This window comes from Pseudomonas sediminis (assembly GCF_002741105.1).
GTDB classification, from domain to species: Bacteria; Pseudomonadota; Gammaproteobacteria; order Pseudomonadales; family Pseudomonadaceae; genus Aquipseudomonas; species Aquipseudomonas sediminis.
This window is the reverse complement of the sequence record NZ_NIQU01000002.1, coordinates 313,213-328,918: the sequence shown is the minus strand read 5'-3', so window position 1 is coordinate 328,918 and position 15,706 is coordinate 313,213. Positions and strand designations below refer to the sequence as shown.

Genomic DNA, 15,706 nt, shown 5'->3' with positions numbered 1-15,706 from the left:
GAGGCTAGAGGTTTGGCGGATCATTCAACCCACTCCTCTTCCATAAGCTTCTTGGTCAGCAGGGCGACGTTGACCATTACGTGGCGGCCTACCTTGAGGTGGGGCAGGTAGCCGTTGCGCATCCAGCCGCGAACGGTGTCGTGGTCTTCACTCATGCGAATCCAGTTTGCGAACTCGCGCCACGGCATCATCGGCGGCGGGTTCACAAGGTCTTTCAGCGTCAGGGGGATTCCTTCCATCGGAGTGGCCTTTGTTGCACTATGTTGGTCTTTGTTGGCAAAGCTGAGCTTTGCGTAAAATTTACTCCTGCGTAATATTTACACGGCATCATGTCTGCGTAAAGGTTACGCACAATGATTTGTGTCTATATGGACTCTGTTCGAGATAGAGCGCTTCAATTGATTAGGGCCGTAGGACCGAAACGCCTAAGCGAAAAGGGCGGGAAGAACTACGACCGCTGGCGGAACATCAGCAGCGAGAAAATTCGTATCGGTACAGAGGAAATCGGCATCCTTGCAGATGCCTTTCCTGAGTACGCGCTTTGGCTAGTGAGCGGCAGGGTTGAGCCAGAGGGCGGACATAGAAGCCCGGATTACGACGAGGCCAACCGAAACTTGACCGATCAAGACGCGGGATAGCGATCACCCAGGAAGTAGCTAGGCGCTGGTATGCCCGAAGGGAGGTGGGTAAAGAATGAAGAGAGCAGCCATATTGGCACTGGCCATCGTCAGCCTTGCAGCCAACGCAGACGATCAGACAGCCCTGTCCAAAGCCATCGACGCGATCAAACCCGCCACAAACGCGGCAGGTGAATACGTCAGCAAAAGCATCATGCAGAGCCTGTCGGGCAATGACACCGCGATGGGCCGAGCTGCACGCGATAACCTCGAGCGTCAGGCCAAGGCCGAGCGGGAAGCTAATCGCGGCACGCGCAAGACCATGAAAGAGTGCATCAAACCCGGCAACGTCATCGATGAAGACGTGCAGGAGTGCATCATGGGCATGCGAGAAAGGGACTGGTAAGGAAGGAGTTCAAGGATGAAGGCAGACAGAGACGACGCCCCAGAATGGCTAACCAGCCGCCCGAGCAAAGGCAGCAACCTAAAGGTTGTACTGGCAGGAACAATCGGCACTGTCGTTACCCTTGGTGCTCTCACTCTGGCCGGTCAAGCGTTCATGCAGAACACCGTAAAGGACCTGGCCGCGAACAGTCAGCCACCGAAGCCCAAGCCGGTTGCCGAGATCACCCGAGCAGAACCAGCGCCCAGGAACGACTGGGACAGGATCGTGGAAGAGCAGGCAAGGCGAGACGCAATGTCTACGCAGCAACCTGAGCAGCCCACTGGCTCAGATAGCCCAGCAGTAAAACAGACGGTGTTTAACGATCAGAACTACACCCCACGAGGGGCTGACAACGTGCTCAGCCTTCGCGATACCTATAAGCCCGCAGAACCGGAAAAACCGGCTGATAAGGTGCGGGTGACAGTTATCAAAGAAACGAAGGATTCAACGTGCTGGCCATTGAAAGAAGGCAGCATCGAACGGCGAAATTGCCGGTTGGGCGTTGGCCTTAACTACCGAGAATAGAAGTACCTTTTTATATCAGGAAAAAAGAGGCAGCTTATGTTTAGTCTTGACGATCCAGATCAGATTTTTGGGAACGAGGCCGCAGAGGACGAGGATATTGATAAGCTGCTTTCGTATGCGGTCGATAGGCCAGAGATCAATAGATTCCTAAATGCAGACAAGCCTTTACAAATTGTCAGAGCCTTCAAGGGAGAAGGTAAGTCCGCACTGTTACGGCTTATTGAACTGCAACTAAAGGCTAATGATGACATTATTATCATAAGGACAACAGGCCAGGCTCTATCTCCATCGATAGATAGTAATGATTCGGATGAGTGGGTTAGAGCATGGAAAACAAATATTCTAAGGAATATTGCAAGTGAAATTGGTGCAAAAATAAACTATGCATTCACTGATGACGCGATCAGCCTAGTTGAAGAGGCTGAGCGTAACAGTTACAAAGAACGCTCGTTTGTATCCGCTGTTTTTGATCGACTTAGAACTAGCGAGGTGCCTTTAGAAAGAAGCAGGCCTTTGATGGAAAATCCTGAAAGGGTCTTGCAAAGGTGGCTAGGAAATAAAGCACCTGTCTGGATGATTTTAGATGACATTGATCAGAATTTTCAAAATACCCCCAGATACAAAATAAAGGTTGCGTCTTGCTTTATTGCAGTAAGGCAGATATTTGGGCAGATTCCAGAGTTTAGATTCAGGTTGTGCGTAAGACCAAATGTATGGGCCAGTATTAAGCCAGACTACGAGGCTCTTTCAAACGTAGAACAATACATGGTCAATCTTTCATGGGATGTTGACAGCTTCGAAGAAATGCTTGCAAGACGGGTTGAAGGTTACCTTCAGACATCAGGTCAGAAATTTATTGGCTCCGGTGAGAACGCGAGAAACTCAGAATACATAAGTCTACTGTTTGAAAATCCGGTTGCATGGGGCGGGGCAGGGCTTCGCCCAATGCATGTGGCTCTGCATACAATATCAAGACACAGGCCAAGATGGCTCGTCGAGATATGTAAGTTAGCTGCAATTAAAGCTAATGAAGCCAGGCGTGAAAAAATAACACTAGAGGATGTTCTAGGCCAGATGGATGAATTCGGCCAAAGAAGAATTGAGGACACAATTGCAGAATTCAAATCTCAATGCCCACAAATAGAAAGTCTAATTGTAGGATTTGCAGATCAACCGGAAAGGTTCACAACTGATGAACTTTTAAGAACTATAAAAAACAGGGTTCAGCCAGGAGCTCTTGCCAAAATTGAAGGGGTGATTGGAACCCCGAGCGCCAAAGAGATTGCGCACTTTTTATACTCGATAGGATTTCTCTCCGCTAGGCGAGATATGCAAAGCGGAGAGTATGAGCATATATCGTTCGACAAAAGACCAAATTTACTACGCTCCGAAAGTAACGTTGACGAAGGCGTATCATGGGAGATTCATCCAGTTTTCAGACGAACTTTGAGACTGAAAAACGTGGAGTCAAAATCAGAAAAGATTAGAGCTCAGAGGTCGGGAAAACGAAAAAGTTAATATAGAGACCGCTACCGCACGTGTCGAAATCAACGGGCGACAGAGTGCGGCAATGGGCAGAAGGCATGAGGCGAAAGCCCCAATTTTGCTTGCTTTGGGCAATGATGGGCAGCAATGGGCACCCGCAAAAAAGGGTTCAAATCCTCATCTTTCCGCCATATCCAAACCAAAGCCCCGAACCGTCATACGCTTCGGGGCTTTGTCGTTTCCGGGTCTTCGCCTTGGCCTGCCGCAAATGGTCGAACGCCCTTGAAGCAACGCTCGCCGCGCTACAAAGCGCGAGCTGACGCACATTTCTGCAAAGTGCTTTTTGGCGCCAACTCCCTCAGTTCCGGTGCGCTGTTCGCCGTTTCGCTTGGGAAATTCCTTAGCGGTGAATGGGGGATAGATTTTTCTGTTGGTCATGCTTTGTTTGGTCAAAAAAATAGCGCCAGCATGGTGACGGGTGGTCGTTAACGGCCGCTGAGTGTGCCGATATTCTCCGCCTCAACGCTCGAAGCGATGCCGGCACGGCCATGGATAGATCGGGCGTAGACCACCGTTTCACCCTCGGAGTACCGCCCCCATGATCGACCTGTCCACCTGGAACCTGACCATCCCTGTCGGCGTTCCCGCCGCCGTTATTTCCACCCCCGTTCTGGCTGGGGGGTATCAGGATCACTACTTTCAGTCCAAGGAGGGCAAGCTGTTTTTCTGGGCACCGGTCAACGGCACCACGACAGCCAACTCGACCTACCCGCGCAGCGAGTTGCGCGAGACTTTCGCTGACGGCGCTCTGCGCAACTGGCCCTATAGCGCTGCGGATAACGTGCTGACCGCCACGGCGAGAATCACCCAGGTGCCTTCGAACGGGCTGATCGCCTTTTCCCAGATCCATTCGAAGAACGGCACTTCGCCCCCCGTGATGCTGGGCTATCAATCCTTGTCGCCCACTGGCTATGGCAATGTGGTGATTTCGTTTCGCGGCAATCCGGCCAGCGCCAATGCAACCAAGATCGTGCTGTCGAGCAAGATCAAGCTGAATCAGGATTTCAGTTATGAGGTGTTTCTGGCGAAGAACGGCAGGCTGACGATTGGCCTGGTCGAGCCCGGTGGTGCGGTCAAGACCTGGAGCGGTGTACTCAACTCGTCCTGGGCCAGCCACAACCTGTATTTCAAGGCGGGTGTTTACACGCTCGACAACAACGGCAACGAAACCAGTGCCGGGGCTGCGGTGTTTTCAGCGTTGAAAGTCGAGCACCTTTAGGGTCTTGGCCTGCACTCGGATCAGAATGAGTGCAGGCTTTTTGACCACGTCTGGCGTAGGTCAGTTGGTGCAGGTGGGGGCGTCTGCGCTGCTGCTGGTGCCGGTCAGGGGCTGGGATATCTGCAGGTGGCAATTGCGCCGCACGGTGTTGTCGAGGATCTGGCTTTGCAGGGGCAGCAGGTCGCCGATCAGCAGGTTCTGCAACAGCGGGTTGGCGCGGTACTGGTTGCTGCCCAGCACGGTGTTCTGCATACCTTCCACGCGGATCATGGCTTTGCCGATGCTTTCCAGGGTGTTGCCGGTGATGACCAGTTGGCCGGCGGTGAGCTGCTCGTTGCGCAGGCTGATGGCGTATTCCGGGGTGGACTGGATGCGGTTGTCGATGATCAGGGCGCCGCTGAGCCCGCCGGCGTCGATGGCGCTGAGCCGGCTGTTGGCGATCAGGTTGTTCTCGATCAGCAGCCCGGCGCCGCCGTTGATCTGCCGCAGCATCAGGCCGTAGCCCTTGGACGCACCGAGGCGGTTGTTCTCGATCAGCAGGGCGCCGCTCTGCTCGCTGACCTCGATGGCGCTTTTGCCGGTGTGCAGGATCAGGTTGTTCTGAATGCGCCCGCTGCTGCTGCCGCCGATGCGGATGCCGCTGTTGTGTTTTACGTCGTCGATGCGGTTGTCTGCGATCAGGAAGCGGCTGTTGCTCAGATCGATGCCGTACTGCTGCAGGTGGCTGAACTGGTTGTTGCGGATCAGGGCCTCGCTGTGGCGCAGCTCGAGGGCGCTGGCCATGCCGTCGAAGCGGCTGTTGTCGATCAGAATGCGCGCTGCCGGCCGGGTGGCCGATTGCTGCGCACTGATGCCGCTACTGATGCCGCGGGAGAAGTTGGCGTTGTAGCCGATCTTGACCAGGTGCGAGTCGGCAACCTTTAGACGGCTGCCGGCCCAGTTCATGATGAAGGGCCGGGTAGGGCGGTCGGTGGCCAGCGCGCGGCCGTCGCTCCAGCTTTCCAGGCGCGAACCCTTTACCTGCAGCAAGCCTTGGTTGATCAGCGCGGTGCCCGACGGGCCGAAGAGGTAAAGCACCTGATCATCAATGAGCAGGGCGGCGTCTTCGGCGATCATCAGCGGGTAGCTGAGCAGGTAACCGTCTTCATGCTTACGCAGCACCTTTGGGTCGTTCAGTTGCGCGTGCAGTTGCGCCAGGCTGACGCTGCCACCGCGGATGACCACGGCGCGCGGGTGCTGCGCCTGGTAGCCGGCGATGGCGCGGAACAGGCCGTTGTGCACGAATGGCTCGAAGGGCCAGCTGCCCGCCTGGGCGGAGTACATCGGCTCCAGGCTGGCGTTGCCGCGTTGCGCCGGTGCCTGCAGGTCGAAGGCCGGTGGCTGGCTGTGCTGCATGATCTGCTGGCTGGTGCGCTGTTGCTGCTGCTGTTGCCATTGCGGGTCCAGCGTGTGCAACGCCGCGGGGCCGGCGAGGGCACTCAGGCTGCAGGCTGCGCAGGCGGTCAGCAGCAGCGCGCGGAAGAGGGTCAGTGCCTGGGACATGGTGGCATCCTGCGTCAGTTGAGCTGGGGGTACAGCGGTTTCAGATCGCCGCCCACCTGGCTGTAATGATTGATGGCTTTGCCGTGCGCCTGGTACAGGCGTGCGGCCCATTGATGCTGCGGATAGCGCGTGAGAAAGGGCAGCACCCAGACCATCTTGTGCGGGCCGACTTCCGTCTGGCGCTCGGTCAGTTCCGCCAGGGTCTTGGGCTCCAGCACAGCGCGCGCGGCAAAGTTGGCCAGGCCGGCGAGTTTCTCGCGCTCCTGCTCGGTGAGCGGGCGACCGTTATGCTCGGCGGCCTCCACCAGCAGCATCAGCGGTACCAGGGCGTAATGGCTGTAGTCGGCCGCCAGGCGGCCGCGGGCGACCTCCAGAGGCAGGTACTGGTAGTCGCCCTTGCCGGGCTCGAGTTGGGTGAAGGCGCGGCGCAGTGCGACATCGGCCCAGGCCAGGGCGCGGTCATCGTCGAGCAGCATGGCGGTGGCAGCCACGGCCCAGGCGGCCCAGTAGTCGTGGTTGTTGAAGTAGATACCACTGTCGTAGCGGCGTGGTTCGTACTCGGCGATCACCTTGGCCGACAGCTGGCCCAGCCAGCGCGTCTGAACCGCACTCAACTGATAGCGCTGATCGCTCAAGGCCTGCACCTTGAGCAGTGTCGAGGAGATGGCGGCCAGTGCCCATTTGCGCGAGGCGACGCCGGTCTTGCTGGCGTCGTCGCTGAGCAGTGCCGATTTGCTGGCCCAGGCATCGAGCCACTGGTTCAGGCAGGCCAGGGCGGTGGTGGCTTCGTTGGCCTTGCTGGTGCGCTGGAACACTTGAGTCGCTTTCACCAGGCCGCCGATGTACTGCTTGACCTGCTGGCGGATGCGCTCGGTGTCCTTGCTCTGGCGCGCTACCAGCCGTGATTTGCTGGCGTCACTCTGGTCGTACTTGCTGTCCAGTTGCAGGTGCCCGGTGTAGGCGGCAGGCGGTTTTTTCGGGCAGCTCTGGTTGCGGTAGTCGCCCGTCATCTGCGCCGCTATGTTCGGCGTGTGGTTGCTCCAGATCGACTGCGTGGCGCTGGCGCTCATGGGGCCGGCGAGCAGCACCAGCATGGCCGTCAGGCGGCCGGGCGAAATCCTCACAGACATAGCTTGGTCTCGATCTGGAAGGGCTGCTCCACGACCTGGGTAGGTTCGAGCAGCACGGACAGCAGGTTGGCGTCGCGAAATTCTGCGGCGCGGCTCAGCTCCAGGTAGTACTGCCCGCCGGTGACGATGGCCTCGCGGCGGAACCACACCTTGTCGCGCGTGCCGTTGTCGTAGTAGGTGATGATGTAGAAATTCTTGATGTTGGGATCGCTGATGCGGATGTCGAGCACCGCGTCGCGACCCTTGAGGTCCTTGCGTTGCTCACCGGCGTTGCTGAGCAGCTCGAGACGGTCGTTGAGACCCATGGACGGGCGTTCGACACGGGTTTCGAGCAGGCTGTCGCTGGCTTTGCAGCCGCCGTTGACGGCCGGGATCAGCTGGCGGTAGGTCAGGTCGCCATCGAGGCGGTAGTTGGCCGGCAGCTCCCAGATGATCAGCTTGGGCGCCTTGTCCGGGGCGTAGTTGGACGACAGCAGGTATTCCAGCAGCGAACCATCCTGGCCCGCACCGGGCATGGCGTAGTTGATCAGGTCGCTGTTCAGGTACTGCTTGAGAAAACCGTCGAAGTTGAACTGCTTGGTCTCGTCTTCACGGGCGGCGGAGTTACTGGTGCCGACCAGGACGATTTCCGGGTCCGGCTGCTCTTCGAACAGCAGGGAGGCATCGTTGTCTTCCGGCACGGTCTGGTAGCCGGGCACGAACTGATAGCCGAAGTGGTTGCCGCAGATCGCCGCCAGGCCCAGGTTGAGGGTGCCGTCCTTGTACAGGGTCAGGGTTTGCTCGGTGGTGTAGCCCTTGCGCGGCAATTGCGCGTAGACCGGGTGCTGGCGAATGGCGTCGGCAGTGACCCGGGCGGTGGCTTCTGCACCTACCGGGGTCCAGTGGTGGTCGCGACGGAAGAAGAAGTCCTTCGGTGGCTGTTCGACCAGGGTCATGATGTCCGGAACGATGGCGCCACCATCACGCATCTGCTGCAGAAACTTGCGCAGGTTGGCGCTGGCACGCGCGTAGTCGAAGCCATGCATCTGTCCTGGCTGCAACTGAGCGCGATGCATCAGGCCGCGAGTCGGCTGCACGGCCACTGCTACTTGAGTGCCATGGCTGGCGAACGCACGCATCAGACGGGCGAATTCCGGCTGCATGGCTGGCGGAATGCCGAACTCGTTGGTCAGGTCGACCTCCGAACGGAACAGCCAGCGGTCGCTCCCCGGCACGATCTGCTTGAGCGACTTCATGTTGCCTTCGGCATATTCCTCAGGCGCACTGAGTTGCGGGCAGATCAGGCATTGCAAATCCGTACATTCATCGGTCTTTTCGCTTTGCGACGCAGCGGAAGCGTTCTGTACGCCCGCTGCGATCAGGCTACCGATGGCCAGGAGAAAATAGTGCTTCATGCTCTTTGCGATCATCGTCCGCTCACTTGTTTGGCCAGCCGTTCAGGGTTCATTCGCTGGGGTCGATGCTGTTGGCCAGGGTTATCGCGCGGTAGCCATTGGCTGCGGGTAGCAGGGCGTAGGTGTAGGAGCGGCCCTTTTTCAGGAACAGCTCGTCGAAACCGATCAGCTGTTCGCTGTCGGCATAGGCGGCGAAGGCGATCTTCAGTTCGTTGACCATGCGGCTGCCGGTCTCGTCGCGCTTGATGGTGTCGACCACCACGTGCTGCCCGTCGACGGTCTTCAGCGCCGCCGGCTTGTCGGTGAGGTTGTAGAAGGCGATCTGCGCCTTGCGCGGTTCGTTGACGAACTGGTCGGCGATCAGCAGCAGTTGGCCGTCGCGGTAGATCACCGTGCTGGCGGTATTGGCCTTCAGCTCGTGCTCGATCGCCTGGTTGGCCACGGCGATACGCTGCTTGCCTGGCGTAACGAAGCGATAGCCCCCGAACTGGCCTCCGGTGACGACCTGGGGCTTGTTCTTGCCGCTGAGGGTGACCTCGATGTTGCGTTCACTGAGGTTGAGTACCCGTACGAAAGCCGAGTTGGCCGGGGCCACCGGGTCGTAAAGGTCGGCGTTGCCGTCCTGGGCCTGTGCGGCGGCGCTGGCGATCGTCAGCAGGATGATCAGGGCGCGGGGGATGAGGGCGGGCATATGACGTTACCTCGGTCAGTGTTGGGCAGTTTCTGGCATGGCCAGGGCGGAAGGAATCTGACGCTGGGCGAGCAGGGTGCGCAGGGGGAACTCCCAGATCACGGTCTGCAGGTCACCGCTTTTCGCGGCTGGGCCGGCGAGAAATTCGTTCATCGATTGGAACGGGCCGCGGGCTTCAAGTGCGACGCTTACCAGGTCACGCTGCAGGGCCTCTTTGAGAAAACCAACGAAATTCCAGTCATCGATGCGCGTGTAGCTGGTGCCTACCAGCGCCAGTGACACGGCCTCTTCGCCGAACAGGCTGTCGGCAAGGTCGTTATGGCTCTGCTGCAGGGTTTCGTAGAGTTGGATATGCACTGGCTCGAAATAGCTGGGCGCCAGCCTGGGGTCAAACTTGAGGTAGTTGAGCAGATCGCCGGTCACCTCTTTTTCACTGACGGCCTGGGTCAGGTAAGGGGTCTCGCCCAGTAGCTCGGGAAACTGCTTGGCCAGGGTCTGGGCTGCCAGTTCGGCGCCCCTTGGGCTCCAGTGGGTGTCGTTACGCAGGAACAGCTGCTCGGTGGCCGCCGCGCTCTGGTAGGCGCTGCGCAGGTCCACGGTGTCGATGCCGTGGTCGTGCAGGCGCTGGCTGAAGTGCTGGTACAGGCCGCTGATCTGCTGCGAGGGGGTATAAGTGGAGTGTTCGGCGTAGGTGTCCAGCTTCATCGGAATCGGCAGGACGATCAGCCGCGCGCCCTGTTGCGCCAGTTGCGCGCGCACCTTGTCGATCAGCACGATTTGCCGCTCCAGGTTGCCCTCGAGGTCACGGGGTTGCAGGTATTCCTGGTTGGTGAACAGCCAGCCGTCGCGACCCAGTACCACGCCGCTGGCGCCTTCACGAAAGATCGCGTGCTGGATGTTGGCCCACAGTTCGACGGATGGGTCGCGCAGGAACAATTGCTTGTCGTAGAACTGCTCGAACTTGCGCACCAGTTTGCCGTCGAGAAACAGCGACAGAGCCTGGGTCTGCGTGCCGGCGAAGGCGAACACCGTCGGCAGCGAGTACAGGAACATGGCGCACAGCATCACGCAGAAGAGAATCCCGTTGATCTTGCTGGCCGAGTTCATCACCGGAAACATTGGGGCATCCTCAGAACTGGAAATACAGGAAAGGTGAGAAGGAGTTCGCGGCCAGGCGGGTCAGCGTCAGCAGGAAACCGACCCACAGCAAAAGAGCGCTGAAGCCGCTGACGTGCTGCATGAAGTACTGGTCCTTGTGCGTGCCGGCGTAGTAGCGAATGTTGATGCCGCCGGCAATGACGATCCACAGCAGGGCGATCAGGGTGAAGGTCATGCTCATGGCGGAGGTGCCGAACCAGTAAAGGTCCAGCGAGCCGATGCCGTTGAGGCCGATCAGCGCCTGGTAGACCTGCAGGGCGTGCGGCAGGTTGCCGGTGAAGAACAGTGGCATGCAGGAGGCCAGCACGAACATGCAGCGGGCATTGCGCCAGAAGTTGTAGGGCGTGTTGACCTTGGTGGCGATGCCCAGCTTGCGTTCGACCACCATGGCAATGCCGAAGAACAGCCCCCAGAAGATGAAGGCGAAGCTTGGCCCGTGCCATAGCCCGGACAGCACCATGGTGATGACCAGCCCGACGAGCATACCGGCCAGGCGCTTGCGTACCAGCGGCATGTACACGTAGTCACGCAGGAAGTCGGCCAGGGTCATGTGCCAGCGCTGCCAGAACTCGGTGATGCTCTGCGCGATATAGGGCTGGTTGAAGTTTTCGGCGAAGCGAAAGCCCATCATCATGCCCAGGCCGATGGCCATGTCGCTGTAGCCGGAGAAGTCGAAGTACAACTGCAGGGCGGAGATCAGCAGGCCAAACCAGGCGTCGGCCATCTGCAGCTCATCACCGCCGCCAATGAACAGGGTATTCATCGGTGCCAGGGAGTCGGCGATCAGCACTTTCTTGATGAAGCCGAGCATGAAGCGGCAGGCACCGAGGGAAAACAGCTCCAGCGAGTGGGTGCGGTTCTTCAACTGCTTGTCGATCAGGCTGTAGCGCAGGATCGGCCCGGCGATCAGTTGCGGGAAGAGGGCGATATAGGCCGCGAAATCGACGAAGCGATTGGTGGGTTCGGCATTGCGTCGATAGATGTCGACGATGTAGCTCAGCGCCTGGAATACATAAAAGGAGATGCCCAGCGGCAGGATGATGTGTTCCAGGGTAAAGGTGTTGATGCCCAATGGTTCCAGCACCGCCACCAGCACATCGGCACCGAAGTTGGCGTACTTGAAGTAGCCGAGGGTGGCCAGGTTGCCGATCACGCCGACGGTCAGCAGGCGAAAGGCGATCTTCTTCTCGCCGGCATCGATCCGCGCCTTGATGCGCAGGCCGAACCAGTAGTTCCAGTACGAAATGGCAACGAACAGCAGCAGGAAGTCCGGACGCCACCAGGCGTAGAACAGATAGCTGCCGAGCACGATCACGTACGAGCGCCAGTGGTCCTTGGCTATGTAGTAACAAAGCAGGAACACCGGCAGGAACAGGAACAGAAAGACGTTGGAGGCGAAGATCATGCTAGCGCTGCTCTCGGTCAGTAAGTCAGGGTTATGCCCAGCGTCAGTTGATAGTCATCACCGATTTCCAGCGCGCTACCGGCCTTGAAGTAGCTCAGGCTGGTGAGGGTGTTGAGCTGTACCCGTTTACCGTCGTAGGCCAGCGGGAACATGCGCCAGTAGTGGTTGATGTCGAGCACCTGGCCCAGGTGGGACGAGCTGGTATCGCGCACCACGCCTTCGTTGGTGGTACGCAGGGGCATCTGCGCCGAGCTGTTACGCAGGTGCAGGTCGCTGATGCGCAGATCCAGCGCGCTGCGGTCAGTGGGCTGGGTTTCCAGCACGATGCCGTAGAAGGCCAGGTTGCTCAGGTTGACGCTGACCAGGTTGCTGACCAGGCGATTGCTGTAGCTCAGCGGATCGTTGCGTCGATCAGACTGAATGCGGTTGAGGGTAAACCCGTCGCTGCCGCTGTCATTGGGGCGGTCGGTGATACCGCCGCTGATGCCTACGCGCGGTGTCCATGGCAGTGTCTCGAAGCGTTTGCCGACATCCGCCACGACTGCCCAGCCGGTCTTGTCGCCGCTGTCGCGCTGGCCATTGCTCTGCGTGGTCTCCAGCCTGCCGTCGAGTGCAGCGACTTCCAGATGGTAGTCGCTGAACAGCGATGTCAGGTGGCGGGTATCACCGTGCAAAAATACGCCGTAGCGCAGGCCATCGAAGTCCTGGCGATCATCCGGCGAGCTACCCGAGTAGTCGTCTTCGTGTAGCAAGCGCGCGCCGACCCAGTGATCGGCATGCCAGCGCCAGGCGTACTCGGCCATCAGGTAGCGGATCTTCTTGTCGCGCGGGTCGAGTCGGTTGTCGTCGGAGTTGTAGTAGTAGAACTTCTCGGCGATGGCGACGAAGCCGCTGGCGAAACTGTCGTTGTAGTCCAGGCGCAAGGCTTCGATGCTGTCGTCCCACCAGATACCGAAGCGATCAGTGAAACGTTGGCGGCCGAAGGTCGCGGAGAAACGCGGGTCGTCGCCCAGCAGGTTGCGGCGTACATAGAACTCGCGGGCTTCGCTGTAGGCATGGCGCCGACTCGATACGTTCTCGTCATTGCCCTCATCGCTTTGCAGGGCATTCGGATCGGTGTCGTAGTTGAGCCACAGGCGGCCGAAGGCTTCCCACTTCGCCCAACGTTGCTCGGGCGAATACCAGCGGTAGGACGGCTCGTAGCGCAAGCTGAAGAAGCTGCGACGGTCTTCGCCCAGGCGCGTTTCGTCCGGCCCATAGCCGGTACGCAGGAACAGCTTGTGCGTCAGCAGCGAGGTGACCGGCTCCAGCTCGGGCGAGGTGAGGCTGGGTTCTTCTGCGTGCAGCAGGCCGAGCGGCAGGCAGGCGAGCAGCAGGGCTGCGCGGCTAAGGGCGTTAGGAGCGCTCACAGTGTGGATTCCTCGATAAGACGGTTGCCTTCGGCGGTGGCTGTATCGCGCTGTTCAGGCGTGAGCCGGGTGCTGAGCGAGTGCATCAGATCGCTGGCGCGTAGGTCGCCCAGCTCATGGGCCGCATAGGCAAAGGCATAGGCCTTGCCGTTATCGCGGCAGATGGCGCGGCCGTAGGTATAGAGGCGGGCGATGCGCAGCAGGGCATTCACCGAGCCTTGGCGGGCCTCTTCCATGTACAGCGCCAGGGCGCGATCCTGATCGGGCTCGTCCAGCCCGCCCTGGCTGTACAGGTCGCCTTCGAGCAGCAATGCCTCGGGGTATTGCTCGGCCTGCAGTTCGGCGATCAGGCGTTGGCTCAAGCGTGGATCGAGTGTGCGCCACAGCACCATGTGCAGGCTGGCGCGCAGTGCCTTGATGCGCTGCGGAGTGATCGGGTTTTCGCGTTCGACCATGCTCAGGGTCGGGCTATTGTTCTGGCGTTGTTCCAGGCGTTGAATCAGGGCCAGCACCGGCTCCGGGCTGTAACGGTCCGGTGCGGTCATGAGAAAGCTGGCCTTGCTCAGCATGGCAGGGCCGAAATCACGCTCGATGGCGTTGTCCAGCCACAGCAGTACTTCCCGGTCGAGCTGTTCGACCAGGCTGGCATGGGCCTTTGCCTTGAGTTCGCGGGCTGCTTTTTCTTCGTCGTTCTGCGCGCGGGTTGTCGGGCGGTTGTTGTTGAAGGTGCTGATTTCTATGTTGCGAATGTTCGCCACCTGTTGGGCGATGCGGTGCACCAGGTCGACCGGCAGGGCGTTGATGCGCGGCGTCAGGCGTTCGGCGAAGGCGCGAAACAGCACGTTGCGCTGCGCGCCAAGAAAGTCGTAATAGCGCTGTACGGCGCGCGGGTCGCTCTCCACGGCCAGCTGGAACCACTTCTCGGCTTCGTTTCTGTCGCCGTAGCGGGCTGCCGCTACCGCTCGGTACAGCGGCGCGTGGCAGTAGATCAGGCAGGCGCGGTCATAGAGTTCGATCAGGCGGGTGACTTCGTCCTGCGTGAACAGCTCGGGGTAGACCAGAAACACTTCGAGGCGCGTGTCGACTGCGATGAAATCGCGTCCCGGTGTAAAGCGGCTGAGGGCCTGACGCATGTATGTGCGGTTGGCCTCGCGCCAGCGCGGCTTGTTGTCCAGCAATCTGGCCAGGGGAATCAGCGCACCGATGTCCCCGCGGCCATCGGCAAAGGCCTGCTTGAACAGGTCGATGGCCTGTGTGGTGTTCGCCGGGCTGCGGCTGGCCAGTACCTCGCCAAGCAGGCGCGTGGCGGCCAGGTCGCCACGCGCGGCCAGATGGCGCAGGTCTTCCTCGACCTCCGCCTGGCCGTCCTGAAACAGCGCATAGCGGACCTGCTCGAGGCTGCGCGCCGCATGAGCCGAGCTGGCGAGAGCCAGCATCAGAGCGGTTGTGCAAAGAAGATATCTGACCGGCATGGCGACCTCAGAACGTCCAGCGCAGTGGCAGGCCGAGTTTGAAGTCGACGGCAGTGGGCAATTGATAGGCGCTGCGCGGCAACTCCTGATCCGGCTTGATGGTCAGCTCGACCATTTGTCGTTGATCGTCGACGCGGCTGGCGACGATCTCGCCGGTGTAGATGGTGTCACTGCCCAGGACGCGCATCTCGACCGCTCGCACGCGCTCGATCTTGTCCATGCGCTCGAACGGCACGCTGGCCTTGACGTTCAGCGGCTGATCCTGCGGCAGCAGGTGCACCAGTTGTTCCTGCTTGTAGGCGAAGCCGTCCATACGCGGGCGGGGGAAGTACAGGCTGCAGTCGCAAGGGCTGGCGATCACCGTCTCGACGGTCACGCGGCCGAGCAGAGCGGCTGCATCCTGTTCGGAGAGGCTGGCCAGAGCGGCGATGTCGGTCGGGCTGGTCAGGCTGCTGGCCAGTTGCGTGGACACGCTGGCCAGCGGCTGGCCGGTGCTCACGCTGGTCTGCTCGGGGCCGATCAGGTACTTGAGGTTGCCGTTCTCCGGCATGCTCAGCACATAGGCGTTGGCGCTGACCACCGCCTGTGCGGCCGGCATCTGGAAGAACAGCAGGTAGCTCTTGTAGACGATCAGGCTGACTGCCGCGAGGCCGGCGCCGAGAAACAGCATCGAACCCAATGCCGCCTTCAAGCGTTCCGTGGGCGTACGCGAGCTGGCCTGCTTGGTCTTGCGCTCCTTGATGTAGTTCTCGCGCTGCATCACGTTGAACAAGCCGTTGATGTCGGCGATGTCGCCGGACATGTAGGCCGAGATGATGTAGCGCAGGATGTCGCGCTTCTGCCGATCCAGCTCGACGAACTCGGCGCCGACTTCGTGACCGCGCTGGGAGACGATCTTCAGCTTGGTGTCGATGTTCAGATCGACCTTGTTCAGCTTCAGCTTGATCGAGCCCTGGAACAGGCTACCGAGCTTCAGTGGCTGCTCGTAGGACAGGCCGATGCCGCCCAGGGAGATGTCCAGGATCTCGCATTCCACGCCGTTCAGGCCGTGGCCTTGCAGGCTGATACGGGCGGGGATCTTGGCGCGCACGAACTGGCGCTCATCGATCGCTTCGTGAACAACGTTTACAGGTAAGACAGTGGTGCTACTCATA

At 59.7% G+C, this 15,706-nt stretch carries 15 protein-coding genes; 5 read left to right on the top strand and 10 right to left on the bottom strand.

Going from position 1 to position 15,706, the window contains the following annotated elements; translation table 11 throughout:
* Positions 1 to 20: 20 nt before the first annotated feature.
* Positions 21 to 239 carry a MerR family transcriptional regulator gene (locus CDO35_RS06940; RefSeq protein ID WP_003245701.1) on the bottom strand — a complete coding sequence of 73 codons (219 nt, stop codon included), beginning with the start codon at positions 237 to 239 and terminating at the stop codon, positions 21 to 23.
* 472 nt (positions 240 to 711) lie between these two features.
* On the opposite strand from CDO35_RS06940, the gene CDO35_RS06930 reads away from it, so the two are divergent.
* The 5 genes from CDO35_RS06930 (at position 712) to CDO35_RS06915 (ending at position 4,351) form a co-directional block, all read left to right on the top strand.
* Positions 712 to 1,023, top strand: a complete 312-nt coding sequence (locus tag CDO35_RS06930; protein WP_017364004.1) for a hypothetical protein — start codon at positions 712 to 714, stop codon at positions 1,021 to 1,023.
* A gap of 15 nt (positions 1,024 to 1,038) precedes the next feature.
* Positions 1,039 to 1,587, top strand: coding sequence for a hypothetical protein (locus tag CDO35_RS06925; protein ID WP_099523204.1), 549 nt, complete (start codon positions 1,039 to 1,041; stop codon positions 1,585 to 1,587).
* Positions 1,588 to 1,623: 36 nt separating this feature from the next.
* The gene (locus CDO35_RS22955; protein WP_208019941.1) at positions 1,624 to 3,105 is read left to right on the top strand and encodes a P-loop ATPase, Sll1717 family; all 1,482 of its coding nucleotides are present in this window, start codon (positions 1,624 to 1,626) and stop codon (positions 3,103 to 3,105) included.
* A gap of 114 nt (positions 3,106 to 3,219) precedes the next feature.
* Positions 3,220 to 3,561, top strand: coding sequence for a hypothetical protein (locus CDO35_RS22775; RefSeq protein ID WP_143507306.1), 342 nt, complete (start codon positions 3,220 to 3,222; stop codon positions 3,559 to 3,561).
* Positions 3,562 to 3,670: 109 nt separating this feature from the next.
* Positions 3,671 to 4,351 carry a polysaccharide lyase family 7 protein gene (locus tag CDO35_RS06915; protein WP_099523203.1) on the top strand — a complete coding sequence of 227 codons (681 nt, stop codon included), beginning with the start codon at positions 3,671 to 3,673 and terminating at the stop codon, positions 4,349 to 4,351.
* Positions 4,352 to 4,411: 60 nt separating this feature from the next.
* Here the strand turns inward: CDO35_RS06915 and CDO35_RS06910 are convergent, their stop codons facing one another.
* Genes CDO35_RS06910 through CDO35_RS06870 form a run of 9 tightly spaced genes read right to left on the bottom strand, consistent with a single transcriptional unit; the run spans position 4,412 to position 15,705 of the window.
* Entirely contained in the window at positions 4,412 to 5,893 is a 1,482-nt protein-coding gene (locus CDO35_RS06910; RefSeq protein WP_099523202.1) for a right-handed parallel beta-helix repeat-containing protein, read from the bottom strand.
* Between the two features lie 14 nt (positions 5,894 to 5,907).
* Positions 5,908 to 7,023: a polysaccharide lyase gene (locus CDO35_RS06905; RefSeq protein ID WP_166432390.1), complete on the bottom strand. Its 1,116-nt coding sequence runs from the start codon at positions 7,021 to 7,023 to the stop codon at positions 5,908 to 5,910.
* Positions 7,014 to 8,432, bottom strand: coding sequence for an alginate O-acetyltransferase AlgX-related protein (locus tag CDO35_RS06900; protein ID WP_099523201.1), 1,419 nt, complete (start codon positions 8,430 to 8,432; stop codon positions 7,014 to 7,016). The genes CDO35_RS06905 and CDO35_RS06900 overlap by 10 nt, the downstream gene beginning before the upstream one ends.
* Before the next feature lie 34 nt (positions 8,433 to 8,466).
* On the bottom strand, positions 8,467 to 9,108 hold the full coding sequence (locus CDO35_RS06895; protein ID WP_099523200.1) for an alginate O-acetyltransferase AlgF: 642 nt from the start codon (positions 9,106 to 9,108) through the stop codon (positions 8,467 to 8,469).
* Between the two features lie 15 nt (positions 9,109 to 9,123).
* Positions 9,124 to 10,227, bottom strand: coding sequence for an alginate O-acetyltransferase (locus CDO35_RS06890; protein ID WP_099523199.1), 1,104 nt, complete (start codon positions 10,225 to 10,227; stop codon positions 9,124 to 9,126).
* A 10-nt stretch (positions 10,228 to 10,237) separates the two neighbouring features.
* Positions 10,238 to 11,671, bottom strand: a complete 1,434-nt coding sequence (locus tag CDO35_RS06885; RefSeq protein WP_099523198.1) for an MBOAT family O-acyltransferase — start codon at positions 11,669 to 11,671, stop codon at positions 10,238 to 10,240.
* Between the two features lie 17 nt (positions 11,672 to 11,688).
* Positions 11,689 to 13,080, bottom strand: a complete 1,392-nt coding sequence (locus tag CDO35_RS06880; protein WP_099523197.1) for an alginate export family protein — start codon at positions 13,078 to 13,080, stop codon at positions 11,689 to 11,691.
* Complete coding sequence (locus tag CDO35_RS06875; protein WP_208019940.1) at positions 13,077 to 14,516, bottom strand: sel1 repeat family protein; 1,440 nt, start codon at positions 14,514 to 14,516, stop codon at positions 13,077 to 13,079. Before CDO35_RS06875 ends, CDO35_RS06880 begins: the two co-directional genes overlap by 4 nt.
* A gap of 43 nt (positions 14,517 to 14,559) precedes the next feature.
* Entirely contained in the window at positions 14,560 to 15,705 is a 1,146-nt protein-coding gene (locus CDO35_RS06870) for a PilZ domain-containing protein (RefSeq protein WP_099523195.1), read from the bottom strand.
* Position 15,706: the final 1 nt, after the last annotated feature.

Coding starts and splice junctions, on each gene's coding strand:
- CDO35_RS06900 (WP_099523201.1), bottom strand. CDS start 8,432: ATGATCGCAAAGAGCATGAAGCACTATTTTCTCCTGGCCATCGGTAGC.
- CDO35_RS06895 (WP_099523200.1), bottom strand. CDS start 9,108: ATGCCCGCCCTCATCCCCCGCGCCCTGATCATCCTGCTGACGATCGCC.
- CDO35_RS06885 (WP_099523198.1), bottom strand. CDS start 11,671: ATGATCTTCGCCTCCAACGTCTTTCTGTTCCTGTTCCTGCCGGTGTTC.
- CDO35_RS06940 (WP_003245701.1), bottom strand. CDS start 239: ATGGAAGGAATCCCCCTGACGCTGAAAGACCTTGTGAACCCGCCGCCG.
- CDO35_RS06890 (WP_099523199.1), bottom strand. CDS start 10,227: ATGTTTCCGGTGATGAACTCGGCCAGCAAGATCAACGGGATTCTCTTC.
- CDO35_RS22955 (WP_208019941.1), top strand. CDS start 1,624: ATGTTTAGTCTTGACGATCCAGATCAGATTTTTGGGAACGAGGCCGCA.
- CDO35_RS06925 (WP_099523204.1), top strand. CDS start 1,039: ATGAAGGCAGACAGAGACGACGCCCCAGAATGGCTAACCAGCCGCCCG.
- CDO35_RS06875 (WP_208019940.1), bottom strand. CDS start 14,516: ATGCTGGCTCTCGCCAGCTCGGCTCATGCGGCGCGCAGCCTCGAGCAG.
- CDO35_RS06870 (WP_099523195.1), bottom strand. CDS start 15,705: ATGAGTAGCACCACTGTCTTACCTGTAAACGTTGTTCACGAAGCGATC.
- CDO35_RS22775 (WP_143507306.1), top strand. CDS start 3,220: ATGGGCACCCGCAAAAAAGGGTTCAAATCCTCATCTTTCCGCCATATC.
- CDO35_RS06915 (WP_099523203.1), top strand. CDS start 3,671: ATGATCGACCTGTCCACCTGGAACCTGACCATCCCTGTCGGCGTTCCC.
- CDO35_RS06910 (WP_099523202.1), bottom strand. CDS start 5,893: ATGTCCCAGGCACTGACCCTCTTCCGCGCGCTGCTGCTGACCGCCTGC.
- CDO35_RS06905 (WP_166432390.1), bottom strand. CDS start 7,023: ATGTCTGTGAGGATTTCGCCCGGCCGCCTGACGGCCATGCTGGTGCTG.